Origin of the sequence: Thalassospira sp., from assembly GCF_030690045.1 — a bacterium.
GTDB lineage: Bacteria > Pseudomonadota > Alphaproteobacteria > Rhodospirillales > Thalassospiraceae > Thalassospira.
This window is the reverse complement of the sequence record NZ_JAUYHK010000019.1, coordinates 111,315-134,433: the sequence shown is the minus strand read 5'-3', so window position 1 is coordinate 134,433 and position 23,119 is coordinate 111,315. Positions and strand designations below refer to the sequence as shown.

22 protein-coding genes are annotated in these 23,119 nt (G+C 54.8%); 13 read left to right on the top strand and 9 right to left on the bottom strand.

From position 1 onward, the window contains the following. The first annotated feature begins 27 nt into the window (after nucleotides 1–27). From Q8O73_RS16530 to Q8O73_RS16515, 4 genes are read left to right on the top strand one after another with little or no spacing between them, the layout of a single operon-like run. Complete coding sequence (locus tag Q8O73_RS16530; RefSeq protein ID WP_305559298.1) at nucleotides 28–849, top strand: ABC transporter permease; 822 nt, start codon at nucleotides 28–30, stop codon at nucleotides 847–849. Further along, nucleotides 849–1,634, top strand: coding sequence for an ABC transporter ATP-binding protein (locus tag Q8O73_RS16525; RefSeq protein ID WP_305559297.1), 786 nt, complete (start codon nucleotides 849–851; stop codon nucleotides 1,632–1,634). The genes Q8O73_RS16530 and Q8O73_RS16525 overlap by 1 nt, the downstream gene beginning before the upstream one ends. Before the next feature lie 12 nt (nucleotides 1,635–1,646). After that, a complete protein-coding gene (locus Q8O73_RS16520) occupies nucleotides 1,647–2,885 on the top strand; it encodes an agmatinase family protein (protein WP_305559296.1) in 1,239 nt (412 codons plus the stop codon). A gap of 4 nt (nucleotides 2,886–2,889) precedes the next feature. Continuing rightward, the gene (locus Q8O73_RS16515) at nucleotides 2,890–3,339 is read left to right on the top strand and encodes a hypothetical protein (RefSeq protein ID WP_305559295.1); all 450 of its coding nucleotides are present in this window, start codon (nucleotides 2,890–2,892) and stop codon (nucleotides 3,337–3,339) included. A 63-nt stretch (nucleotides 3,340–3,402) separates the two neighbouring features. Here Q8O73_RS16515 and cimA read toward each other — a convergent pair whose 3' ends face one another. Further along, complete coding sequence (gene cimA / locus Q8O73_RS16510; protein WP_305559294.1) at nucleotides 3,403–5,016, bottom strand: citramalate synthase; 1,614 nt, start codon at nucleotides 5,014–5,016, stop codon at nucleotides 3,403–3,405. Between the two features lie 325 nt (nucleotides 5,017–5,341). Between cimA and Q8O73_RS16505 the strand changes: the two genes are divergently transcribed. Then, nucleotides 5,342–5,599, top strand: a complete 258-nt coding sequence (locus tag Q8O73_RS16505) for a hypothetical protein (protein ID WP_305559293.1) — start codon at nucleotides 5,342–5,344, stop codon at nucleotides 5,597–5,599. A gap of 88 nt (nucleotides 5,600–5,687) precedes the next feature. Then, nucleotides 5,688–6,344 (top strand): DsbA family oxidoreductase, encoded by a 657-nt coding sequence (locus Q8O73_RS16500; RefSeq protein WP_305559292.1) that lies wholly within the window; start codon nucleotides 5,688–5,690, stop codon nucleotides 6,342–6,344. 44 nt (nucleotides 6,345–6,388) lie between these two features. Here Q8O73_RS16500 and Q8O73_RS16495 read toward each other — a convergent pair whose 3' ends face one another. The 5 genes from Q8O73_RS16495 to Q8O73_RS16475 form a co-directional block, all read right to left on the bottom strand. Then, nucleotides 6,389–7,078 carry a DUF6064 family protein gene (locus Q8O73_RS16495; RefSeq protein WP_305559291.1) on the bottom strand — a complete coding sequence of 230 codons (690 nt, stop codon included), beginning with the start codon at nucleotides 7,076–7,078 and terminating at the stop codon, nucleotides 6,389–6,391. Further along, nucleotides 7,078–8,070: an aldo/keto reductase gene (locus Q8O73_RS16490; protein ID WP_305559290.1), complete on the bottom strand. Its 993-nt coding sequence runs from the start codon at nucleotides 8,068–8,070 to the stop codon at nucleotides 7,078–7,080. The genes Q8O73_RS16495 and Q8O73_RS16490 overlap by 1 nt, the downstream gene beginning before the upstream one ends. Nucleotides 8,071–8,279: 209 nt before the next feature. After that, the gene (gene cysS, locus Q8O73_RS16485; protein ID WP_305559289.1) at nucleotides 8,280–9,683 is read right to left on the bottom strand and encodes a cysteine--tRNA ligase; all 1,404 of its coding nucleotides are present in this window, start codon (nucleotides 9,681–9,683) and stop codon (nucleotides 8,280–8,282) included. Nucleotides 9,684–9,749: 66 nt separating this feature from the next. After that, nucleotides 9,750–11,102 (bottom strand): glutamate--tRNA ligase, encoded by a 1,353-nt coding sequence (gene gltX, locus Q8O73_RS16480; RefSeq protein WP_305559288.1) that lies wholly within the window; start codon nucleotides 11,100–11,102, stop codon nucleotides 9,750–9,752. After that, the gene (locus tag Q8O73_RS16475; protein WP_305559287.1) at nucleotides 11,099–12,772 is read right to left on the bottom strand and encodes an NAD+ synthase; all 1,674 of its coding nucleotides are present in this window, start codon (nucleotides 12,770–12,772) and stop codon (nucleotides 11,099–11,101) included. The genes gltX and Q8O73_RS16475 overlap by 4 nt, the downstream gene beginning before the upstream one ends. Nucleotides 12,773–13,029: 257 nt before the next feature. On the opposite strand from Q8O73_RS16475, the gene Q8O73_RS16470 reads away from it, so the two are divergent. Genes Q8O73_RS16470 through Q8O73_RS16460 form a run of 3 tightly spaced genes read left to right on the top strand, consistent with a single transcriptional unit; the run spans nucleotide 13,030 to nucleotide 15,290 of the window. Beyond that, entirely contained in the window at nucleotides 13,030–13,374 is a 345-nt protein-coding gene (locus tag Q8O73_RS16470; protein ID WP_305559286.1) for a YbjQ family protein, read from the top strand. Nucleotides 13,375–13,395: 21 nt separating this feature from the next. After that, nucleotides 13,396–14,700 (top strand): M48 family metallopeptidase, encoded by a 1,305-nt coding sequence (locus tag Q8O73_RS16465; protein WP_305559285.1) that lies wholly within the window; start codon nucleotides 13,396–13,398, stop codon nucleotides 14,698–14,700. Nucleotides 14,701–14,714: 14 nt separating this feature from the next. Then, nucleotides 14,715–15,290 carry a hypothetical protein gene (locus Q8O73_RS16460; protein WP_305559284.1) on the top strand — a complete coding sequence of 192 codons (576 nt, stop codon included), beginning with the start codon at nucleotides 14,715–14,717 and terminating at the stop codon, nucleotides 15,288–15,290. Between the two features lie 12 nt (nucleotides 15,291–15,302). On the opposite strand, the gene Q8O73_RS16455 is transcribed toward Q8O73_RS16460, so the two are convergent. Then, entirely contained in the window at nucleotides 15,303–15,788 is a 486-nt protein-coding gene (locus Q8O73_RS16455; RefSeq protein WP_305559283.1) for a hypothetical protein, read from the bottom strand. A gap of 272 nt (nucleotides 15,789–16,060) precedes the next feature. Here Q8O73_RS16455 and Q8O73_RS16450 point away from each other — a divergent pair, with 272 nt between their 5' ends. Genes Q8O73_RS16450 through Q8O73_RS16435 form a run of 4 tightly spaced genes read left to right on the top strand, consistent with a single transcriptional unit; the run spans nucleotide 16,061 to nucleotide 20,018 of the window. Next, complete coding sequence (locus Q8O73_RS16450; protein ID WP_305559282.1) at nucleotides 16,061–17,041, top strand: glycosyltransferase family 2 protein; 981 nt, start codon at nucleotides 16,061–16,063, stop codon at nucleotides 17,039–17,041. Continuing rightward, nucleotides 17,042–18,916 carry an asparagine synthase (glutamine-hydrolyzing) gene (gene asnB / locus Q8O73_RS16445; RefSeq protein ID WP_305559281.1) on the top strand — a complete coding sequence of 625 codons (1,875 nt, stop codon included), beginning with the start codon at nucleotides 17,042–17,044 and terminating at the stop codon, nucleotides 18,914–18,916. It begins immediately after the preceding gene. After that, nucleotides 18,913–19,659: a class I SAM-dependent methyltransferase gene (locus tag Q8O73_RS16440; RefSeq protein WP_305559280.1), complete on the top strand. Its 747-nt coding sequence runs from the start codon at nucleotides 18,913–18,915 to the stop codon at nucleotides 19,657–19,659. Before asnB ends, Q8O73_RS16440 begins: the two co-directional genes overlap by 4 nt. After that, complete coding sequence (locus Q8O73_RS16435; protein ID WP_305559279.1) at nucleotides 19,656–20,018, top strand: GtrA family protein; 363 nt, start codon at nucleotides 19,656–19,658, stop codon at nucleotides 20,016–20,018. Before Q8O73_RS16440 ends, Q8O73_RS16435 begins: the two co-directional genes overlap by 4 nt. Nucleotide 20,019: 1 nt before the next feature. Here the strand turns inward: Q8O73_RS16435 and Q8O73_RS16430 are convergent, their stop codons facing one another. Together Q8O73_RS16430 and Q8O73_RS16425 are read right to left on the bottom strand one after the other, a co-directional pair. Then, nucleotides 20,020–21,087, bottom strand: a complete 1,068-nt coding sequence (locus Q8O73_RS16430) for a hypothetical protein (protein ID WP_305559278.1) — start codon at nucleotides 21,085–21,087, stop codon at nucleotides 20,020–20,022. A gap of 560 nt (nucleotides 21,088–21,647) precedes the next feature. Beyond that, the gene (locus Q8O73_RS16425) at nucleotides 21,648–23,030 is read right to left on the bottom strand and encodes a class II 3-deoxy-7-phosphoheptulonate synthase (protein ID WP_305559277.1); all 1,383 of its coding nucleotides are present in this window, start codon (nucleotides 23,028–23,030) and stop codon (nucleotides 21,648–21,650) included. Nucleotides 23,031–23,119 lie beyond the last annotated feature (89 nt).

Genomic DNA, 23,119 nt, shown 5'->3' with positions numbered 1-23,119 from the left:
GGCCGTTTTTCCTGATCGGTGAACGTCATGCGCATCATCAATCGAAAACTGTCACGGCGCGGTGCAATCTTTTTGGGCGCCTTGCCGTTTGTTGCCCTGATCGTGGCCTATGCCATCGCCAGTCATTATCGCCGCCTTGATAATCCGGCAGATAAATTGCTGCCGTCGATGCAGGCGATTGCCGATGCCTTTTTGCGCATGGCGTTTCAACCCGATACGCGATCGGGAAATTATCTGTTATGGCTCGATACCGCCGACAGCCTGATGCGGCTGGGCGCGGGGATGGCGGTTGCGACCCTTCTTGCCCTGTTACTGGGCATTACCATCGGATTTATTCCGCATGTCCGGGGTGGGCTGGCGCCGTTTGTGGCGTCGGTATCGCTGATCCCGCCGATCACCATCCTGCCGATCCTGTTTATTATTTTCGGGCTGGGCGAAACATCGAAAATCATGCTGATCGTTCTGGGCACCGCCCCGGTGATGATCCGCTCCGTCAGTCAGGCCGTGATCGACATTCCGCGCGAACTGGTAATCAAGGCCGAAACACTGGGCGCATCGACATGGCAGATCATAACCCGTCTGGTTCTGCCGCAAATTTTACCCAAACTGATCACCGCACTTCGCCTTGGTCTGGTTCCGGCGTGGATTTTCCTGATTTCGGCCGAGGCCATCGCCTCGACCAGCGGGCTGGGCTACCGGATTTTTCTGGTCCGGCGGTATCTCGCGATGGATGTGATCCTGCCTTACGTCATCTGGATCACCTTGCTGGCCTTTATCCTTGACCGTTTATTGTTACTGGCATCGCGAAGGATTTTTCCGTGGAACCATCTGGCGGGGGAAAGCCTGTGATGATGCAAGACAGTTCCACCAAAATCGACATTCGCAATCTGGGCCAGAATTATGACGGTCGCCCGGTTCTGGAACGGGTTAATCTGCGGGTTACGGCTGGCAGTTTTTGCACCATTGTCGGGGCATCAGGATGTGGCAAATCCACCTTTTTGCGATTGCTGTTGTCACAAGAACGACCGGCATCCGGTGCGATCCTGCTGGACGGCGAACCCCTGCCCCGCCAACCCACCCCGGATCGCGGCATTGTGTTTCAGCGTTATTCGGTTTTCCCTCATCTGAGTGTTGCCGAAAACCTGATGCTGGGCGCGGAATTTACAGCGGCGCGATGGTGCGGGCGGCTGTTTGGGGCAGCACGAAAAAAAGCCCGTGACGATATTTATGAATTGCTGGAATCCATCGGCCTGACCGCCGCCGCCCATCGTTATCCGGCACAGCTTTCCGGCGGCATGCAGCAACGCCTTGCCATTGCACAGGCATTACTGAAAAAGCCGGAAATCCTGTTGCTGGACGAACCGTTTGGCGCGCTGGATCCGGGCATTCGTGCCGATATGCACCACTTGCTGCTGGATTTGTGGCGGAACCGCAAGATGACGGTCTTCATGGTCACCCATGACATTCATGAGGCCTTCAAACTGGGCACCCGGTTGCTGGTGTTTGACAAAATCCGCCACGATCCACACGCGCCCGAGGCCTATGGCGCGACCATTACCTATGATCTGCCGCTGGATCACACCACCGCCCTGCCCGATCCCGACAATCTGTTTGCCGCCCCGACAAGCCTTTGAAAGGAAACGACCATGCCTGCATTTTTCGCCCCGAACCATATCCGTGCGCAGCACGCAGCGGGCATACAGCCCCGGCATTTGCGAACGCAACAACACCATCCCGATTTCGACAAATTGCAATTGCGCGGCTGGAAATCGGCAGAAAAAGAAGCCTTGTTGCCCTCTGCCGAATGGGAAAAGGAAAAACAATGGGCGTTGCGCATGGGACTGACCGGGTCCGATTGCCTGACCGATAAATCCATCCCGACATTTGCGCGCGGCGAATTGCCCCATTATGCCGGGATCAATACCTTTTTGAAGGCCCCCTATATCGAAGACGTGACCAAGGTCGGGGCCTATGACGCCGCCATCGTCGGCATTCCGTTTGACGGTGGCACCACATACCGCCCCGGTACGCGATTTGGCCCGCAAGGGGTGCGCAAAATCTCGGCGCTCTATACCCCGTATAATTATGAAATGGGGGTCGATCTGCGTGAACAGATGACGCTGTGCGATGTCGGCGATGTCTTTACCATTCCGGCCAATATCGAAAAAACGTTTGACCAGATCACCCGTGCCGTCAGCCATGTCGCCTCCAGCGGCGCCTTGCCGATCATGATCGGCGGCGATCATTCCATCGGTTTTCCCTGTGTGCGCGGCATTGCGCAATGCACCTCCAAACGCATCGGGATTGTGCATTTCGACCGGCATATCGACATTCAGGAAAAGGATCTGGATGAACGCATGCACACCACCCCGTGGTTTCACGCCACCGATCTGGTCAATGTTCCGGCGGTCAATCTCGTGCAGGTCGGTATTGGTGGCTGGCAGGTACCGCGTGAAGGGGTTGAAGTCGCCCGACAACGCAACACCAACATTTTTACCATGCGCGATGTCGAGGAACTGGGACTGGCCGAAACCGCCGCCCGCGCCCTTGAACTGGCGTGGAAGGATGCCGATGCGGTGTATATCTCGTTTGATATCGACAGTGTCGATTGCGGATTTGTGCCGGGGACGGGCTGGCCGGAACCTGGCGGCTTTTTACCGCGCGAGGCACTGGAACTGGTTTCACTGGTCGCCGCCGAAGGCATTTGCGGACTTGAGGTCGTCGAGGTTTCCCCACCTTATGACTGCTCGGACATCACCGCCCTTTTGGCAACAAGGGTGATTGTCGATGTGCTGGGTACTCTGGTCGCTCATGGCAAGATGGGGGCACACAAAGGCATCATCGACAAACCGGTGACGATCCCCGCCGGGCCGGATCTGGAGTAAGACCATGCCACATGATCACATGCATCATCATGACCACCATCACGGGCCGGGCCACAATCATGGCCCGGAAACCGACCATTTGCATTCCCATGTTCATGGTCAAAGTCCGGCCGACCATGCCGAAGAACTCAAGGTTCTTTCGACCAGCTTTGTCGAAGGGTTCCGCAAGGCCGACGACAAGACCAGCTTCCTGCGCCTGTCAGGCATCCCGTTTCACCGCGAGGGGGCAGACGGCCTGACCCTGCATCTGGTCGATGCCAAAATCATCACCAACTGGCAAATCGGCACGGCTTGCCCGGCCTTTGCATCGCGCGAACTGGCCTATCTGCCCTTTCCCGGCAGCATGATCGAGGCCCGCGAAACCATGACATTCACCTATGTCTCGCTGACCACCCGCGAGGATATTGATTTGCTGGATTTCGTTGCCGAACGGTTTCACAACCGTCCGGCCTGAAATATCCAAAACAAAGGCGGCGCAATTTCGGGCGCCGCCTTTGGTTTTGCCAACCCGGCATTCTTACAGATGCTGGCTACGCACCCCGGATTTGAACAGCTTATAGGTAATCGAATCGCGCAGCGCGTTATAGGACGCCTCGATAATGTTGCTTGAAACGCCGACCGTGGACCAGTTATTGCCTTCGGCATCGCGGCTTTCGATCATCACACGGGTCACCGCACGTGTACCGTCGCCGCGAGTGATAATGCGAACCTTATAATCGATCAGTTCAATCTGTTCGACCGCATCGCGATATTCCGGCACCGTCAGCAATACCTTGCGCAAGGCGGCATCAAGGGCGTTGACCGGGCCATTGCCTTCGGCAACCGACATAAACTGCCCCTCGCCGACCACAACCTTTACCGTCGCCTCGGACATGGTGATGACCTGTTCGTCCTGTTCATCGACCCAGCGGCGTTCGTCGATCACCCGGAACGACGTCACCCGGAAATAACGATCAATTTCTCCCAGCGCCTTGCGCGCCAAAAGCTCAAAACTCGCCTCCGCCCCGTCATAGGCATAACCTTCAAATTCGCGGCGTTTGACCGCATCGACCAGCTTGCCAACCGCCTCGGATTTCGGGTCCACCTCAACCCCGATTTCACGAAACCGAGCCAGAATGTTGGATCGCCCGGCCTGATCGGACACCAGAATATGGCGCTGATTGCCGACTTTTTCCGGTTCGATATGTTCGTAGCAGGCTGGGTTTTTCTCGACCGCCGACACATGCAGTCCGCCCTTGTGCGCAAAGGCTGAATCGCCAACATAGGCAGCCTGACGGGCCGGTTCGCGGTTTAACCGTTCATCAAGAATATGCGAAATGCGCCGCAAATGGGTCAGTTGATCGTGGGAAATACCAACATCATACCCCATCTTGAGCATCAGGGTCGGGATGATCGAAATCAGATTGGCATTGCCACAACGTTCCCCAAGACCATTCAGCGTACCTTGCACCTGCCGCGCCCCGGCCCGCACCGCGGCCAGCGAGTTTGCCACCGCATTTTCGGTATCGTTATGGCAATGGATGCCGACATGGCTGCCGGGGATAGATTTGCAGACATCGCTGACAATCTCGAAAATTTCGTCGGGCAGGGTGCCTCCATTGGTGTCACACAAAACAACCCAGCGCGCCCCGGCATCATAAGCAGTGCGGATCGCCGTCATCGCATAGTCGCGATTGGCCTTGTAGCCATCAAAGAAATGTTCGGCGTCAAACATCACTTCATCAGACCGTTCTTTGACATGGGCGATGGACTCGCCAATCATCGCAAGGTTTTCCTCAAGCGAAATGCCCAGCGCCTCGGTCACCTGAAAATCCCAGCTTTTACCGACCATGCACACCACCGGCGCATTCTGAATCAGGGTTGCCAGCCCTGGATCATTCGATGCCGACCGACCGGTCCGTCTGGTCATGCCAAAGGCCGTCAGTTTTGAATTTTTCAGTTTGGGCGGATTGGCAAAAAACGCATCATCGGTCGGATTGGCCCCCGGCCAGCCGCCTTCAATATAATCAATCGACAATTCATCCAGTGCGCGCGCAATCGCGGATTTATCCGCGGTGGAAAAATCAACGCCCTGGGTTTGTTGCCCGTCGCGCAAGGTACTGTCGTAAAGATAGACGCGCTTGTCTGACATGATTTGTTCAAATGCCTGCTGTAATCAACTCGCGGCAGGGGCTGCACGCGAAAACTGTCGCCCGGTAAATGATGGGCGGTGAACGGACAGGCAAATTGCCGCAAAACCGCCATTGGCGCAACCGCCTTGCACGCAACACAGCCAAAACACGGTATCCGCTGTGCTTTTTGACAGCACCCTACCCTTAAGGAGGTGGTTGCTGTCCGGCTGGGTGCTTGAAACTTTTGCGTGTAAATGCTTATATCGGACAAACGATTTCTAGTATATCGTATACAAGAACAACCACCCATCACACTACCCCTTTAATATTACCGGGATTTGTCCGATGGGACACGAAAATGCCACGACGGATAACATCAGGATTTTAGCCGGTCTGACATGGCATCAGACCGGGGTAGATCAATGGTCGACATCGGACAGATTTGCAGAATATACCATTTTCCGCGATGACAATGATCGCTGGAACGGTTTCTGGCACCGCGAAGGCATACGGATTGATACCGACTGGAGCTGCCCCAATATGGAAACCTTTGCCGAATATATTGTCGATACCGCCCGCCACGCGGCCCATCATCGCGGCTGATTGCCGACGGATTCCCACACAAGACTTGCGTTATTTTCCAGAAACCTTATGTCGGGATCATACAGTTCTCAAGACAAAGGCATTTCTGATGGCAAACGCCGACAAGCCCCTGCAAATTGATATCGTATCGGACGTGGTTTGTCCGTGGTGCATCATCGGGTACAAACATCTGGAACAGGCGCTGGAAAATCTGGATGGACAGATTTCCGCCAAACTGCGCTGGCACCCGTTTGAACTCAATCCCGACATGCCACCCGAAGGCCAACATCTGGGCGAACATATCAAGGAAAAACACGGCCTGACCCCGGATCAAAGTGCTGAAAACCGCGCCCGGATTTCCACCCTTGGGGCAACAGCCGGGTTCGAGATCGGTTTCAGTTCCGACACCCGCATCTATAACACCTTTGATTGTCACCGCCTGTTGTCGTGGGCGGGCAAGGAAGGCAAACAGACAGACCTGAAACTGGCGCTGTTTCGTGCCTATTTTCAGGATGGCGAAAACCCCGGCGACCCTGATGTGTTGAAACGCGCCTGCGAGGAAGTCGGCCTGTCGCCCGAAGACGCCACCACGATTCTGGCCAGCAACCAATATGCCGATACCGTGCGTGCCGAAGAAGCCGAATTCCAGAAAGCCGGAATCAGTTCGGTCCCGACCTATATCGTCAATGGCAAATATGTCATCACCGGCGGCCAACCGGTCGAGGTGTTTGAACAGGCACTGTCGGAAATCGCCCGGCAAGGATAACCGATTTCAAAAACGCCGCAGGCAACCGTCTTGCGGCGTTCTTTTCAGGGCAGGCGACCGCGTGTCACCCCGTTTTTCTGATCCATCCAGCCCCCCAGAACCGAAAGCCACGCCACAACCAGCATCACCCATGCAATGTCCTGATCCATCACCCAAAGCGTCGCACTGCTGATCAGACACCATGCCACAGGAACCGGCAACAGGGTCCATCGCCATGTACCCCGCGCCAGCAAGATCATGCCCAGTGTGCCGATGATCGTCGGGTCTGGCGCACTGCCAAACAATTCCGCCCCCTGCCACGCCCGGCCCGATAAGGGTGCGGCCAGCGGCCAGACGACAATGGCGGCAAACAGCATCCCGGCCCCGACAAAGCTGGAAAAATCCCCACGCCAGGCAAAGACCAGATCCTTGGGGCGAACCGCATGCCCAATCAGCACCCCAACCTGAACCGCAAACAACCCGACCATCCACGGGGCAGCCAGATTGACTGGCGTATAATAGCGCCACAAGAACCCCCATGCTACCCATGCCCACATGATCGCCAGCATCCCCGGCACCAGACGCCCGGCCAGCCCAATCCTGCGCCAGACCAAAAGGGCGAAAACAATACCACAGGCCAGCAACACCAGATTGGGCAGCCAGAACGCCGTGTTAAATCCTTCAAACAGCCGGTAATAGACCCGTGGAGAAAACATCAACAGGTCCGACAGACTATAACTCCACCATTCTGACATCAGGCCTCCGCCACTGCTTTGGCAATCCGGGCACGCAACGCCGCATCGGGCATGGGCCCATGTGCAGCACGGACATTTTCACGCACATGATTGACCCGGGTGGTTGCCGGAATGGCGCACGTCACTGCCGGATGCGAAATGATAAATTTCAAAATCAGCTGCGCCCAGCTTTGCGCCCCGATATCCGCCGCAAAATCCGGCACCGGCTTGCCCGCCAGATATTCGGTCAGACGACCGCCCTGAAAAGGCCGGTTGATGATCACGGCAATACCACGATCCTGCGCAAGGGGTAATAATTGCTGTTCGGCCATGCGATCTTGCGGGTTGTAGGTGATCTGGATGAAATCAAGGGGTTCCCGACGCATGATATCGGCCAGATCATCACTCCGCCGTCCGTGCGAAGTCGTAATCCCGACATAACGCAACTGGCCGTCTGCCTTCATGCGTTGCAATATTGGCAAATGGTCTTGCCATGACAGCAGATTATGCACCTGAAGCAAATCAAACTGCGCCACACCCCATTTTTTCAAACTGTCGCTGATTTGCCCTGGCCCGTTGTCGCCGCCCGAAATCCAAACCTTGTCGGCGGAAAACACCGATTTCGGCAGACCCAACCGCGCCAGTCCATAACCGATGACATCCTGTGCCGATCCATACATCGGCGATGAATCGATCATAATCCCGCCTTCATCAAGAAACGCCGCCATCACGGCCGCACATTCATCGCGCAATGCCGTGTCATTCCCGACATTAAAGGTGATCCAGCTTCCCAGACCGATGGCCGGGATATTTCCGCCGGTTGACGGAATTGTTTTGCGCAGAACGTTTTCCGGGTCCGGCTGCACGGCAGGGACGGTGGCCGGGGCCAGATCCGGCGTGGTGGCATTTTGCGCAAAAGCCATCCGCATTGCGTAAGGCGCAAATGCGGTCAGCGCCACCCCACCCGCCAGTCGCGCCAGAAAAGCACGCCGTGTCATCTCGCGAAACATCATAGTGCTGCCTCCTCCGCCATCTTCACCCTCTGCCTTTCGGAGCCTACCGGTTAAAATGGACGCAAATCGGGCAGGCGCAACACCTTCTGCAATCAGACCGAACACAGGAGCGCCGAATCACGCGCTGTCAGGTAAATATACATGATCATATAGCGCATGAAGTATCCGTCCTGATAGGACGGATACTTCAGATGTGGAACCTCGACTGGCTATCCCCGTTTCCAGCTGGTGCCGTTCTTGCCATCTTCCAGAACGATGCCGCGTTCTTTCAGATCATCGCGGATTTTATCGGCCATCGCGAAATCGCGGTTTTTCTTGGCCTCGACCCGTCGGGCGATCAGGGCGTCGATTTCGGCGGCTTCGTCTTCATCGGCATCGCCGGTAAACCAGGCATCCGGGTCCTGCTGCAACAGGCCCAGAAGGCTTGCCGCCGCCATCACCTTTGCCCGCGCCTTGGCCAAGGCATGAGTGTGGCCCGGATCTGTTTTATTCAGCTGGGTCACCAGTTCATGCAGTTCGGCAATCGCCAGCGGCGTATTCAAATCATCACACAACGCACCCAGAACCCCACCGGGTACTGCCATATCGCGGGGCTTGCAATGGATGGTCTGACGCAGGGCGGAATAAAACCGGTCCAGCGTTTCTTTCGCCTGTTTCAGGTTGTCTTCGGTCCAGTTGATCGGTTGATGATAATGGGTGCCCAGCATCGCAAGGCGGATTGCCTCGCCTGGCCATTTTTCCAAAAGCTCATGAACCGTGACAAAATTGCCAAGCGATTTTGACATTTTTTCGCCTTCGACCATCAAATGGCCGTTATGCATCCAGTATTTGGCGTAGCTGGAACCCGCATTCGCGCAGCAGCTTTGGGCAATTTCATTTTCATGATGCGGAAAGACAAGGTCTGATCCGCCCCCATGAATATCGAAGTTTTCACCCAGATAGCGTGTTGACATGGCGGAGCATTCAATATGCCAGCCCGGACGCCCCCGGCCCCACGGGCTGTCCCAACCCGGTGTGTCGTCTTCGGACGGTTTCCACAAAACGAAATCGGCCGGGTCTTTTTTATAAGGCGCAATTTCGACACGGGCACCGGCGATCATTTCATCGCGGTTGCGCCGCGACAATTTTCCGTAATCGCCATAAGACGCGACGGAAAACAGCACATGGCCTTCGGCCTCATAGGCAAAACCCTGTGCAATCAGGCTTTCGCACATCACAATCATTTCGGCGATATGTTCGGTCGCCCGCGGTTCGACATCGGGTTTCGCAGCATTCAGTGCGCCCATATCATCAAGATAAGCCTGATGGGTGCGCGCCGTGATCACCGAAATCGGTTCGCCACTTTCTTTCGCCCGGGCATTGATCTTGTCATCAACGTCGGTCACGTTGCGAACATAGGTCACCATGGAAAACAAATGGCGCAACACCCGTACCAGCGTATCAAACACCACCACCGGACGCGCATTGCCGACATGGGCATAGTCATAAACCGTCGGTCCGCAGACATAAAGCCGGACATGCTCGGGATCAAGCGGCTCAAACACCTGTTTTTGTCGGGTCAGGCTGTCATAGATGCGAAGGATCGGTGTGGTTTCGGTGGTCGCACTGGTCATGATAAAGGTCCGTTTTGCAGATGTATTCGGGAAAAGGCAGGAGGTTTTCCGGCGATCTGAGGTAAATCAGACCGCCGTACCACACAACCGCGCCCGGGCCTTTTCCGACCCGATCATCTGCAACATCACCGACATTTCCGGGCCGTGTTCCCGCCCGGTCAGGGCCTTGCGCAACGGCATGAAAAGCTGTTTTCCCTTGCGACCGGTGGCGTCTTTCAGGGCAGTGGTCCAGCTTTTCCAGCTGTCATTATCAAGGTCCCCGGCAGGCAAGACATTGGCGGCCTGCGTCAGAAAATCCCGATCTTCGTCGTCAATTTCCGGGATCACCCGACTATGAATGACATGCCACCATTCCGATGCCTCGGCAACGCGCCAGCAATTGCCGCGCACTGCATTCCAGAACGTTTCATCGGCCCCCTCCATGCCTGCCGACGCCAGTTTCGGCGCAGCATCGTCAAAGCCCATGTCATGAACGACTTTTTCATTAAGGGCCGCCAGTTCCGCCGGATCAAATTTCGGGGTGGACCGGCCATAATGCGACAGATCGAACCGGTCCAGAACATCGGTCAGGCGGGCCGCCTCGATCCGGTCCGATGCACCCAGCCCGGTCAGAAGCCCGACCAGCGCCGGAACCTCGAACCCGTCATTGCGCAATTCGCGCAAACTGAGACTGCCCAGACGTTTGGAAAGCTGCGTGCCACCAGGACCCGACAAAAGCGGCATATGGGCAAATTCAAGCCCGCCCGGTTTGCCACCCAACGCCATATAGAGTAAAATCTGTGCGACCGTATTGGTCACATGGTCTTCGCCGCGAATGATATGGGTGACACCCATTTCAAGGTCATCGACCACCGATCCCAACATATACAGCAACGATCCGTCTTCGCGGATCAGAACCGGATCGGACACATGTTCGGTATCGAAATGGCACAGGCCCCGGCACAAATCCTGCCATTCGATAACCCCATCAGCCAGCATGAAGCGCCAGTGCGGCTTGCGGCCTTCGGCTTCATAGGCGGCGATTTCGTCATCGCTCAGGGTCAATGCCTTGCGGTCATAGATAAAAGGCTGATGACGCTGGCGGGCGGCCTTGCGTTTCCAGTTCAGTTCCCCCTCGGTCTCATAGCACGGATAGAGCAATTCCTGCTTTTTCAGGTCATCAATCACCGCGTCATATTGCGTCTGACGCAGCGACTGGCGTTCCTCACGGTCCCAGTCAATGCCAAGCCAGCGCAAATCCTCGCGGATGGCCTCGACATATTCTTCCTTGGAGCGTTCCGGATCGGTATCGTCAAACCGCAAGATAAAGGTCCCGCCATGTTTGCGGGCATATAGCCAGTTCATCATGGCAACTCGGGCATTGCCGACATGCAAAAGGCCGGTCGGGCTGGGGGCAAATCTGAGAACAGGTTTTTTCATGTGACTAAATTTGTGAAACCGTTGGTAATGGGATAGCGGCGGTCGCGCCCAAAGGCGCGCGGCGTGATTTTGACCCCCGGCGGGGCTTGTCTACGTTTGTATTCGGCCCGGTCCAGCATCCGCCACACCCGGCGCACCGTGGCTTCGTCATGGCCGCTTGCGACAATGTCGGACACCGCCCGTTCGCCTTCGATCAATTGCGCCAGTATATCATCCAGAATGTCATAAGGTGGCAAACTGTCTTCGTCTTTTTGATCGGGGCGCAATTCGGCCGATGGCGGTTTGGTAATGATCCGTTCCGGGATCACCCGCCCCTGTGGCCCAATTGCCCCTTCGGGATGATGGGCGTTGCGCCAGTGGCACAGGGCAAATACGGTGGTTTTATAAAGGTCTTTCAGAACCGAATACCCGCCGCACATATCGCCATATAATGTCGCATAGCCCACCGACATTTCAGATTTGTTCCCGGTCGTCAGCACCATATGCCCGAATTTGTTCGATAGCGCCATCAACAGAATGCCACGCGACCGGGCCTGAATGTTTTCTTCGGTGATATCGGCATCACGCCCGGCAAACGCCGGGGCCAGCATCTCGCCAAAGGCCGCCATTGCCGGGCCGATATTGATGCTTTCGATCCCCGTTCCCAGCATCGCGGCACAACTGGCGGCATCTTCAAGGCTTTCGCCCGAGGTATAGGGCGACGGCATCATCACAAGGCGCACCTTGTCTGCGCCCAGCGCATCCACCGCCACCGCCGCCGACAGGGCGGAATCAATCCCGCCCGACATGCCAATCACCACACCGGGGAACCCGTTTTTGGCAACATAATCGCGCAAGCCCAGAACCAGGGCGCGATAAATCGCCTCCAACCCGGCGGGATAGGCGGCTTTGGGCGCGTCATCGGCACAAATCCATGCACCGTCGATCTGCTGCCACTGCGTCACGACAACCGCCTCGGCAAAGGCAGGCAGGGCAACAGCCAATGATCCGTCACCATTCAGCCCGAATGATCCGCCGTCAAACACCAGTTCATCCTGCCCGCCGACTTCATTGCAATAAATCATCGGCAGGCCGCTTTCGCGGACCCGGTCGCAAATCAGATTGCGACGCACATCATCCTTGGAGGCCTCGAACGGCGATCCGTTCGGCACCAGCAGGATTTCCGCCCCGCGCGATTTCAGATGCGCCACCACATCGGGCGTCCAGACATCCTCGCACACCGGCAGGCCCAGCATCACACCACGAAATGCCACGCTATCGGGCAAGGGCCCGGCGCGAAACACCCGTTTTTCGTCAAACACGCCATAATTGGGCAAATCATGCTTGGCCCGAACGGCTTCGATCCGGCCCTGATCAATCAGCAACACCGTATTATGACGGGCCCCGTCAATTTCCCAAGGCGTGGTCAGCAACAGGGCCGGGCCATTCGCCAGCGTACCGGTACGGGCACACAGATCATCCACCGCCGCATGGATATGGCGCATAAAGGCCGGTTTCATTACCAGGTCTTCGGGCGGATAACCTGACAATACCAGTTCGGAATACACCACAATATCCGCGCCCTGAAGGGCCGCGGATTCCCAGGCCGCAAAAACCTTTTCCGCATTCCCGGCAATGTCGCCGACAATCGGATTAAGCTGGGCAATGGCAATGGCGAGTGTTTTTGTCATGTTGTTGGAATAAGAGTGCGCCCGGCCCAAGTCAATTGCCGAATGCAGGCATCACCAATGCCAAATCCGGAACCCTTGCCCGGCCACACAGACGATTTGGCATCTTTCCGGCATTACCAAACCATTCCCCAAAATCTGCGGATCGATTTGTGCTATGCAAAATCGCCGCCCACGGGCCCAAAATTGTTGCTTGCAATTCATCAACAGATTGTCTTCATTAAATTTTCTGCAATCTCAAAAAAAACAAACGGGACATCATGAGCACAGTTAACAAAACCGTCAGCGGCGTCGAAGTCGTGACCATTTCCAATATTCCGGGCCGCGACATTACCGAAAATCTTGGCATTGTATTTGGCAGCAGCGTGCAAAGCCGCAGCTTCCTGTTCGATATTTTTGCCACTTTTCGCAACATGTTTGGCGGTGAAATCCGCGCCTATACCAAATTGCTTGATACCGCCCAGAAAGAAGCGGTGGATCGCATGGCCCGACAGGCCGAAGCCATTGGGGCGGATGCGGTTGTCGATGTGCATTTTTCAACATCGCAAATTGCCTATAAGGCCGCCGAAATATTCGCCTATGGCACAGCCATCAAACTGAAATAACCCGGGACAGGAGCCCCCCCTATGGAAGAGCTGCTTGTCCCGGCGATCCTGTTGTCATGCCTGATCGGGATCGCCTTTATCACCGGTCGCATTGCCGACCGGCTTCATGAAACCGCGCTATCGCGTGACGAAGCCGCCCTGCCCCGGCAGGATATATCAACCGACGAGGATTTCCCCGGCGAGATCAATATGATTTACAGCCAGATGGTATCGGGCTGTGTTGTGATCGGCGAGGACCGTTTCCGCAATCTGTTATCGCGGTTGCGGGTTTTCGTCGGCGGAACACTGGTGGCACATGATGCCGCCATTGAACGTGCCCAGCGCGAAGCGATGCTGCGCATGCGGGTTCAGGCCAAAAGTGCGACGCATATTGTTGGTGTGCGGTTTGTATCAGCCTCGCTGGGCCGGGGCATGATTGAAATGGCCGCCTATGGCACCGCCCTTTTTACCGACAAAAAACCGGCGGGTGGTGCCCCTTCTACCCTTCCCAAACGCGCCATCGAGGTCAAACGCAAAAGCCTGTTGCTGGAACTGTTTTCCGCCAGCACGTCCTTTGCATTACTGTGCTGGCTCGTCTATACCGCCAGCGGGTTTATGACCGAATGGGCCACGCATCAGATTTCAGTCGAAGACGAAATCGCGATCTGGTCCGAAGTAACCGAAGGGGAAACCGACTGGCCCAAACGCAGCGATGCGGAACGCTATCCGGTTGAACGGTATCTGCGCGACCTGATCCTTTCCATTCCCAAAGAAGCCCTTGGCGAAGCCGCCGCCTATGATTTCGATGTGTTTGTCATCCCCAATGACATTCCCAATGCCGCCGCCCTGCCGGGTGGACGCATTCTGGTCCATACGGGAATGCTTGATCTGGTGGAAACCGAGAACGAGCTTCTGGCCGTTCTGGGGCATGAAATCGGTCATTACAATGGCCGCGATCATCTGGAAGGGCTGGGACGCAGCGTGGTTGGCGTTGCCCTGTCCGCAATGCTGTTTCAGACCGATGCGGTTCTGACTGTCTGGATCGCCGGATGGCCGAAAATCCTTGCCGATCTTCATTATTCACGCAGTCAGGAGCTGGATGCCGATATTTGGGGACTGGATATCGCCATGGCGAAATACGGCCATGCAGGGGGTGTTTCCGGGGTATTTGAGAAACTCGGTTACGGTGCCCCCGAAGAAGGGGTGCTGGATTATCTGACAACCCATCCCCATCCGATGGAACGGGTCCGCATTCTGGACGCCATGATCGCGAAGCGCGACCTGCCGGTCAAAGACGGCATTCCGCTGGAACAGGCTTTTGCAGATTATCTTGCAAACATTGAATAAGAAAGGAAAGGCTTATGCGCTTTTTCATCTCTCCTTTTCGTTTTCTGAATGTCGATAAAAAACCGAATATTCAGTTCTGGCTGACCCAGGCGATCATTCTGGTATCGACCGTCATGGGGGTCTATCTCGCCAGTCTGGCCGGTTTTCAGATTGCGGTAAATTTCGACCATTATCAAAGCCTGTCGGATGTCCGGCATATCGAACGGTCGCTTTATGCCGAGGTCAGCGACAATATCGCAACCGTCGAAAACTGGGCGGATACCTATCGCGACGGGCCGATGGTCTGGCACGATCCGGCCTTTTCACCGCGCGAACGGCATCAACTGGACACCACCATCTGGATGACCATGCGGTATTCTCCGCGGACCTTTGAACTGGATGCCGATATCCTGACCGGGGTCCGGCGGTTTTATGCAGCGGTTGAAAGTGCGCGCAATATCGTAACCGCCCAGAACCTGCCCAATGTCCTTGCCAACAGGGCGATGCAGGACATGAAAGCAGCAGCCGAACAAACCCGTGCCGATATCCTGCCGCTTATACTGGCGGCAATTGACGACCACGAAAGCCAGTTATCCAGCCTTCTGGATTAGCAATCCGGATGTCTAAAGCGCCATCGCCGCGTCAATTTCGTCCTGACTCATGGTCTTGGCGGAACCGTGGATGATGGCGCTGGCGACATCCATAAACCGTTGCAAGGCCCCGGTGGCGGCGCGGGCGGTCAGTTGAACCTGTTCGGGAGGGCCGTTTTCAATTGCGACTTCAAGCTGATCGGTGGCACGGGCCACAATCGCGTTCATATGATCAACCGTTTCCTCGAACGGGCGGCGGTATTTTTCGGGCACATGGTCATAGGCGGCAATCGCCAGTTCCCGGTCGGAAAAGCCGCTGTCACGAAAATGGTCCTGATAGCTTTTCGGTGCCCATTCCTTGCAATCCTCGATCATGTCGGGCATGTCGGGCACCATTTCCAGCAACATGACGATTTCGTTGAAATGGTTCAGATAGTCGGTCGCAAGCAGGCTTGCCGAAGAAATATTCGTGCCCTCAACCCGCTGTTGCCAGACTGCAAAATCGTCGTCCCCGGCCATTTGGCAACTTTTCCTCTTCAACACCGAACCGCAATGTTCTGACTGTTTATATATTTAAGCCGCGACCGTATATCAATCACCTCCATGCTTTTCAGATAAAGGTTGCAGGTCTCAGCCAATAAAGATATTTTTGGTTCAAATACGCTCGATTTCGCACAACATATTGATTTGAAATAAAAATTACCCTCTTATTTACTCAAAAATGATCTTTTGGCGATCAAAGCATTTGATGTCCGACCAGAAGATAAAGACAAAAATTTGGAACCCATTTTATGTCAGAAAATCTTTTAGCCGGGCAAACAACCTACATCTCGGTAATTGTACCAATTTATAATGAAGAAGACAGCATTCCGGGCCTTTGCCAGGCTCTTTTGGCCGTCCTTGATCTCCTAGGGCGTCCTTTTGAAATTATTTGCGTAAATGATGGCAGCAGCGACCGGTCTCTGGAAATCCTGAGACAGGAAACAACGTTGCGCCCTGAACTGAAAGTTGTCAGTTTCCGGCGCAATTATGGCCAAACCGCCGCCATGATGGCGGGAATCGACCATGCCAGCGGTGAAATTATTATTCCAATCGACGCCGATTTACAAAACGACCCGGAAGATATCCCCCTTCTTCTTGCCAAAATAGAAGAAGGATATGATGTCGTATCAGGATGGCGTAAAGACCGTCAGGATGCCGCCATCCGCAGAAACATGGTCAGCCGGATGGCCAATCGCCTTATTTCGAGGATATCGGGTGTTCATTTGCATGATTATGGCTGCACCCTGAAGGCTTATCGTCGGGATGTGGTGAAAGGCATTCGCCTGTATGGGGAAATGCACCGCTTTATTCCTATTTATGCCACATGGATGGGGGCGCGGGTCTGTGAAATCCCGGTGCGTCATCATCAACGCCAGTTTGGCAAATCGAAATACGGTCTGGAACGTATCGTCAAGGTGTTGCTTGACCTGATGGTTGTCAAATTTCTCGACCGCCATTTCGTCAAACCAATTTATGTTTTTGGCAGTATCGGTATCACTTCTCTGATCATATCATTTCTGGGCACGGTCTGGATGATGTGGCTGAAACTGGTTGAAGGGGTTTCGATGATATTAACCCCCCTTCCCCTTCTGGTTGCCATGACATTTTTGGTCGGCGTCATGTGTATTTTGATGGGCCTTTTGGCAGAAATGCTTGTGCGCACCTATTTTGAATCCCAGCAGCGCAGCGTTTATCTGGTGCGCGAAACGCTTAATCTGGAGACAAAGTAAATGTGCGGGATCGTCGGCTTTGTTGGCACCGGGAACCGGGCCGATCTTGAGACGATGACGACAGCCCTCAAACATCGGGGCCCCGATGGCGAGGGTTTCCACATTGATCCTGACCGGGCAGTATATTTGGGTCATCGCCGACTGGCAGTCCGCGATATCAGCGGTGGTGACCAGCCGATGTGGAACATATCTGGCACAATCGGTGTCGTCTATAACGGCGAAATATATAATTGTGATGATTTGCGTGCCGAACTCTGCGCCGCAGGATATGTTTTTCGTACCAGCCATTCCGATACTGAAATTCTGGTTCACGGTTATGCCCATTGGGGAACAGGGCTGGCAGAACGACTAAACGGCATGTTTGCCTTTGCCATTCTCGATACAGACTGCAACCGTCTTTACCTGGCACGTGACCGTTTTGGCGAAAAGCCATTATATTATGCCCATCAATCCGGTCTCTTTGCCTTTGCAAGCGAACTGGGATCCCTCACGCAACACACCAAAATTTCTCGATCACTATCTTCCATAGCACTCCAAAAATTATTTGCTTATGGCTATTTTCCCGCCCCGCACACATTATACCAAAATACGGCCAAACTTCCGGGTGGCCATTTCATGACAGTTGATCTTCACTCGTTAGAACCTGTCATTCAACCTTACTGGCAGTTCACCCTTGCCGCCGATGATGCTCTTACTGCACGGGATGACGAGGCGATAGCCGAGGAACTACGCTCCCTCTTCATACAAGCTGTCGGACGCCGCCTTGTGAGCGATGTTCCTCTTGGAATATTCCTGAGCGGCGGAGTGGATTCCAGTGCGATTCTCGCGGCAGCGGCACAGCATGTTGATGGATCAAGCCTCGCTACTTTTACTATCGGCTTTAACGAACCGTCCTACGACGAATCTTCTTTCGCCAGTCAGGTTGCCAAACATGTTGGTTCCAAGCACCATCTGCGCGTACTTGATATGGAACAGGCTCGCGACCTTATTCCATATGTCCTCTCCAGAATGGGTGAACCGCTTGGCGACGCATCGTTATTACCGACTCATCTGCTCAGTGCATTCACCCGTGAGCATGTGACTGTTGCGCTGTCGGGCGATGGTGGAGATGAATTATTTGCCGGGTATGACCCCTTTCGCGCCCTTGGTCCGGCAAGCCTGTATAACAAATGCGTACCGCGCACGTTGCATCGCTTTTTGCGTAAGATTGCCGGAATGTTACCCCATTCCAATACGAATATGAGTCTGGATTTCAAAATTCGCCGGACGCTGATGGGGTTGTCGCAACCACAATCAGCATGGGCACCTGCATGGATGGCCCCGGTCGATCCGGAGTCCATGGTCGACCTGTTTGACGACCCGATGCGCCCCGAAGACTTATATAGCGAGGCCATGGAACTTTGGGAAAGTGGCCCAGCCAAGACGCGGCTAGACCGCCTGCTGCAATTTTTCACTATCCTCTATCTTCAGGACAACATTCTGACCAAGGTGGATCGGGCCTCGATGATGTCCTCCTTGGAAACCCGCGCCGTTTTTCTGGACAACGATCTCGTTGATCTTTGCTGCCGCCTTCCGGCGCATTTCAAATACCGAAACGGTGAGCGTAAATTTATCCTGAAAAAAGCACTTGAGCCCCTGTTGCCACACGATATCATTTACCGGCGCAAAAAGGGTTTTGGAATTCCTCTTGCAGACTGGATGCGGCACGTGCCCCAAAACCCGCCCCTGATGCCGGTACCTGGCATGAAAATGAACTGGGTCAAAAGTGCATGGGACGACCACCGTCAAGACAAGGCGGATCATCGCCTTTTTCTTTGGACATGGCTTAGCCTGCAACATGTTCTGGGAACCCCTCTACAAACCGGAGCAGAATGATGGATATTGCCACCTATGAGGCCGAAGCCAAAGTCGAGGCAACTCACTGGTGGTTTAAGGGTCGGCGTCGATTGTTCGGTCGGGAAATTGGCAAATTGCAACTTGATCCCGGTGCCAGCATCCTTGATGTTGGAACAAGTACCGGTACTAACCTGCGCATGCTAAAATCGTTGGGTTTTAGAAATGTGACAGGACTGGATTCCAGCCCGGAGGCCATTAGATATTGTGCCGAAAAAGATTTGGGGACTGTTCAGCAAGGGGATATCTGCAATCTGCCTTTTCCCGACGCGACATTCGATCTTATTCTTGCAACAGACATTATCGAACATGTTGACGAGGATGCCACCGCACTCCTGGAACTGTCACGCGCCTTGCGCCCTGGCGGACATATCCTGATTACAGTGCCCGCCTTTCAAAGCCTGTGGGGACTGCAAGACGATGTGTCCCATCACAAACGGCGTTATCGCAAACAATCCCTGAACACAGCCATATCAATCGCAGGCCTGACTCCGCAAAAATCATATTATTTCAATTTCGTTCTTTTTGGGCCTATCTGGCTGGCCCGCCGCCTGATCCGGGCTACACGTCCCAACCTGAAAAGCGAGAATGAACTCAACAACCCTGCCATCAACGCGGTTCTCACCACGATCTTCGAGATTGACTGTCGGGTCGCACCCTTGATCCATGCACCATTTGGGGTTTCAGCATTAACCTTGGCACAACGTCCCGCCTCCGCCTCATGAAATCTGCGGTCCGGTTTGTCGCACTTGGGGTCATTACAACGGCGGCAAGCTATACGACATATGTCGCAGCCTTGCAGATATTACCCCCCATGTCGGCCTACGGTATCGCCGTCGGGGTTTCCCTGATCATTCAGGCTTGCCTGATGGCGCCCTTTGTTTTTCGGGCGGATCTGACTTTTGGCCGTGCGGCAATTTCAATGCTGATTTATGCGGGATATTCGTCACTTTTTGCCGGGTTAATGTGGATTGTTTTATATCTTGGTGTCCCGCCCCTGATCGCGCCCCTGTTGGTAATCGTCATCGGCGCACCGTTACAATATCTTGCCGGAAGACGCTGGGTCCGTGACCCGATGGCATAAATCAGGAAGCATTCCGCCCCCTGATCCGTTGCCTGACAGCGATATATATCCCCTGTATTCCCAAAAGCCCGATCATAATTGAAAAAGGTAAGACCGGGGCCATATAGCGGGTCTCCAAATGCACCATGGCGTGCGCAATCATGAAACCAAGATAGAAAAGCCACAATGCGACGGGGACCAGAACCGGCCCGGATAACAATGTATTCCAGTCCCGGCGACGGAATGCACGCACCAGCCAAACCGCCGGCGTCAATAAAAACGACAGGGTAAGAAGAATGCCGGTTACTCTTTCCAAACTTTCAAACCCGAACAGGATGATCGTGCCGGTCCCGTCAGACAGATTGCGCTTTAATCCCGAATAGTCCGGCCACGGGCGTTCACCGGTTGCCCAAAATCCGGTATCCCTTATTGCCGCCAAGGGCTGGAATGTCATAAAAGCCAGACTTTCCCGCATATGACCAACTGTCATGCGCAGCATGGAGGACGGCCTTTCGACCCACGCTTGCATATATTTTCCACGCGACATCGCCGCCAATGCCGGAGCCTGATATCCCTCATCATAAAGTCGGGAGAGAATCTGAAGCACTTCCGCAAACGAATAGTCTGCCAGAATATCCCTCGCGGCCAAATCCATATCCGTATCGCCGGAAAAAATCAGCGTATCCCGCCTTGCAGCATCGACCAGCCCCTGCAAATAAACCGTCTGTCCCCCGGTGGTGATAAATCTGTCACCCGTCCGGTTTTCATTCCACCCCTGATAAATTTGCGATGTCAAAAAAAGTGGAACAAAAACACTAACCGCTCCGATGCAAGATTTTAGGCGTTGCCCTTGCGGTGATAGAAAAATCCGGCAGCCCAACAGCAAAAGAAACAAAACCGATAAGATCCCAGCACCTTCGCGCAAAAGCAGCGCCAGGGAAAGCAACACGCCCAAGGCCAGTGCCTCTCCAAGACCAAGGGGCCGACAGGCAAGAGCACCGAGGGCGAGCGTCGATATGACCAGAATAAAGAGACTCGCAAACAGGCTGTCGGTCAGAATGAACTGATCCAGCGTGAAGGAAAGGGACAACCCCGATGCCAGCACGGCAAAAACAGCAAAACCCTTGCCAAGGCCAAGCCGTATCGCCAGCACAAAACAAACCCCAAGGGTGATTATTGACAATGTCATCTGCAATAAAATCAGGAACCAGTCCCAAAATTGCGCGGACAAAAGTTGCATAACCGCAATAAGGGCCGGATAGCCAATGACCCGAAACACCGTCACCGGCATCATCGCACTTTCCAGTTCGGCATCGGTCATCCACTGTCGGTCATTCATCAAACGGGCCGCATAGGCAATATAACCACCCGAATCGGGTTGCATGCCCGGCCCCCAAACGATCAACGCCACAAGCTTTGCCATGAACACCGCCGCAAGAACTGCTGCCATCAAGACCATCTGACGAGATGCATCACGGGTGGGCAAATAATCCGTAAAAAAAGACATTGAAAACTTTCTTGACCCCATAAAAAAACATGTCGGTGATCATTCGGAATTGCATGCTTTATGTCAATGACATCGCAATACAGCCCATACAAAAAAGGCGTCCCGCGGCATGCGAAACGCCCTTTTTCCGGTTTTGGTCAGGATCAGGCCGATGCGGCCAGTTCCTGACGGACATTATCGCGTTCCTGTTTGATCATTTCGGCCATCAGAAACGCCAGTTCCAATGCCTGCGCACCGTTCAGGCGCGGGTCGCAATGGGTGTGGTAACGATCTGACAGGCTGTCTTCGGTGATTTCCTGGGCACCACCGATGCATTCGGTAACATCGGTGCCGGTCATTTCAAAATGAACGCCACCAGCATGGGTGCCTTCGGCCTTGTGGATGTCAAAGAAGGTTTTGACTTCGGACAGGATCGAATCAAAGGCGCGGGTTTTGTAACCGTTGCTGGCCTTGACCGTGTTGCCGTGCATCGGATCGCATGACCATACCACCTTGCGGCCTTCGGCCTGCACCCGCCGCACCAGACGCGACAGATGTTCGGCCACTTTGCCCGACCCCATCCGCGCAATCAGCGTCAGACGACCGGCTTCGTTGGCCGGATTGAGGATATCAATCAGGCGGATCAGTTCGGCTTCATCCAGCGACGGGCCGCATTTCAGGCCAATCGGGTTTTTAACCCCGCGCAGGAATTCAACATGCGCGCCGCCGGGTTGACGGGTGCGATCCCCGATCCACAGCATATGCGCCGAACAATCGTAATAATCGCCGGTCAGGCTGTCCTGACGGGTCAGGGCCTGCTCATAACCCAGCAACAGGGCCTCGTGCGAGGTATAGAAATCGGTTTCGCGCATTTGCGGCGCGGTTTCTGCGGTAATGCCGCAGGCCTTCATGAAGGCCACCGCCTCGTCGATCTGCTGCGTCATTTTGCCATAACGTTCGCCCGCCGGGCTGTTATCGACAAAGGACAGGTTCCAGCGATGAATTTTGCTAAGATCGGCAAAACCGCCCTGCGCAAAGGCCCGCAACAGGTTCAGCGTCGATGCCGACTGGTTATAGGCGCGAATTTGCCGTTGCGGATCGGGAATGCGGGCGTCGGGTGTGAATTCGATGCCATTGATGATATCGCCGCGATAGCTGGGCAGTTCAATGCCATCAATGGTTTCGTTATCGGCCGAACGCGGTTTGGCAAACTGGCCGGCCATCCGGCCGACCTTGACCACCGGGCACGCCGCGCCATAGGTCAGCACAACCGCCATCTGCAACATCATCTTGAAGGTGTCGCGGATATTGTTGGGGTGAAATTCCTTGAAACTTTCGGCGCAATCGCCGCCCTGCAACAAAAACGCCTTGCCTTCGGCCACCGCGCCAAGCTTTTCCTGAAGCGCGCGCGCTTCTCCGGCAAATACCAGCGGAGGATAGCTGCCGAGCTCTTTTTCAACGGCCTCGAGGGCCTGCGCATCCGGATAAGCAGGCATCTGCGTCACAGGCAGTTTGCGCCAACTTTCAATGCTCCAGCTCTTGCTCATATGCTTCCTCTCCATCCGGCACGTTTGCCGTGCCGTTCCTTTAACATTCAAATGCACCATCCGGGCGGCGTATCGCCCGTTTTCCCGGC

What these genes read in the sequence shown, in the direction of transcription:
- Q8O73_RS16490 (WP_305559290.1), bottom strand. Translation starts at nt 8,070, where the DNA reads ATGATGTTTCGCGAGATGACACGGCGTGCTTTTCTGGCGCGACTGGCG.
- Q8O73_RS16475 (WP_305559287.1), bottom strand. Translation starts at nt 12,772, where the DNA reads ATGACAAAAACACTCGCCATTGCCATTGCCCAGCTTAATCCGATTGTC.
- Q8O73_RS16520 (WP_305559296.1), top strand. Translation starts at nt 1,647, where the DNA reads ATGCCTGCATTTTTCGCCCCGAACCATATCCGTGCGCAGCACGCAGCG.
- Q8O73_RS16500 (WP_305559292.1), top strand. Translation starts at nt 5,688, where the DNA reads ATGGCAAACGCCGACAAGCCCCTGCAAATTGATATCGTATCGGACGTG.
- cysS (WP_305559289.1), bottom strand. Translation starts at nt 9,683, where the DNA reads ATGACCAGTGCGACCACCGAAACCACACCGATCCTTCGCATCTATGAC.
- Q8O73_RS16530 (WP_305559298.1), top strand. Translation starts at nt 28, where the DNA reads ATGCGCATCATCAATCGAAAACTGTCACGGCGCGGTGCAATCTTTTTG.
- Q8O73_RS16435 (WP_305559279.1), top strand. Translation starts at nt 19,656, where the DNA reads ATGAAATCTGCGGTCCGGTTTGTCGCACTTGGGGTCATTACAACGGCG.
- Q8O73_RS16525 (WP_305559297.1), top strand. Translation starts at nt 849, where the DNA reads ATGATGCAAGACAGTTCCACCAAAATCGACATTCGCAATCTGGGCCAG.
- cimA (WP_305559294.1), bottom strand. Translation starts at nt 5,016, where the DNA reads ATGTCAGACAAGCGCGTCTATCTTTACGACAGTACCTTGCGCGACGGG.
- asnB (WP_305559281.1), top strand. Translation starts at nt 17,042, where the DNA reads ATGTGCGGGATCGTCGGCTTTGTTGGCACCGGGAACCGGGCCGATCTT.
- Q8O73_RS16465 (WP_305559285.1), top strand. Translation starts at nt 13,396, where the DNA reads ATGGAAGAGCTGCTTGTCCCGGCGATCCTGTTGTCATGCCTGATCGGG.
- Q8O73_RS16425 (WP_305559277.1), bottom strand. Translation starts at nt 23,030, where the DNA reads ATGAGCAAGAGCTGGAGCATTGAAAGTTGGCGCAAACTGCCTGTGACG.
- Q8O73_RS16455 (WP_305559283.1), bottom strand. Translation starts at nt 15,788, where the DNA reads ATGGCCGGGGACGACGATTTTGCAGTCTGGCAACAGCGGGTTGAGGGC.
- Q8O73_RS16460 (WP_305559284.1), top strand. Translation starts at nt 14,715, where the DNA reads ATGCGCTTTTTCATCTCTCCTTTTCGTTTTCTGAATGTCGATAAAAAA.
- Q8O73_RS16495 (WP_305559291.1), bottom strand. Translation starts at nt 7,078, where the DNA reads ATGTCAGAATGGTGGAGTTATAGTCTGTCGGACCTGTTGATGTTTTCT.
- Q8O73_RS16515 (WP_305559295.1), top strand. Translation starts at nt 2,890, where the DNA reads ATGCCACATGATCACATGCATCATCATGACCACCATCACGGGCCGGGC.
- gltX (WP_305559288.1), bottom strand. Translation starts at nt 11,102, where the DNA reads ATGAAAAAACCTGTTCTCAGATTTGCCCCCAGCCCGACCGGCCTTTTG.
- Q8O73_RS16440 (WP_305559280.1), top strand. Translation starts at nt 18,913, where the DNA reads ATGATGGATATTGCCACCTATGAGGCCGAAGCCAAAGTCGAGGCAACT.
- Q8O73_RS16470 (WP_305559286.1), top strand. Translation starts at nt 13,030, where the DNA reads ATGAGCACAGTTAACAAAACCGTCAGCGGCGTCGAAGTCGTGACCATT.
- Q8O73_RS16505 (WP_305559293.1), top strand. Translation starts at nt 5,342, where the DNA reads ATGGGACACGAAAATGCCACGACGGATAACATCAGGATTTTAGCCGGT.
- Q8O73_RS16450 (WP_305559282.1), top strand. Translation starts at nt 16,061, where the DNA reads ATGTCAGAAAATCTTTTAGCCGGGCAAACAACCTACATCTCGGTAATT.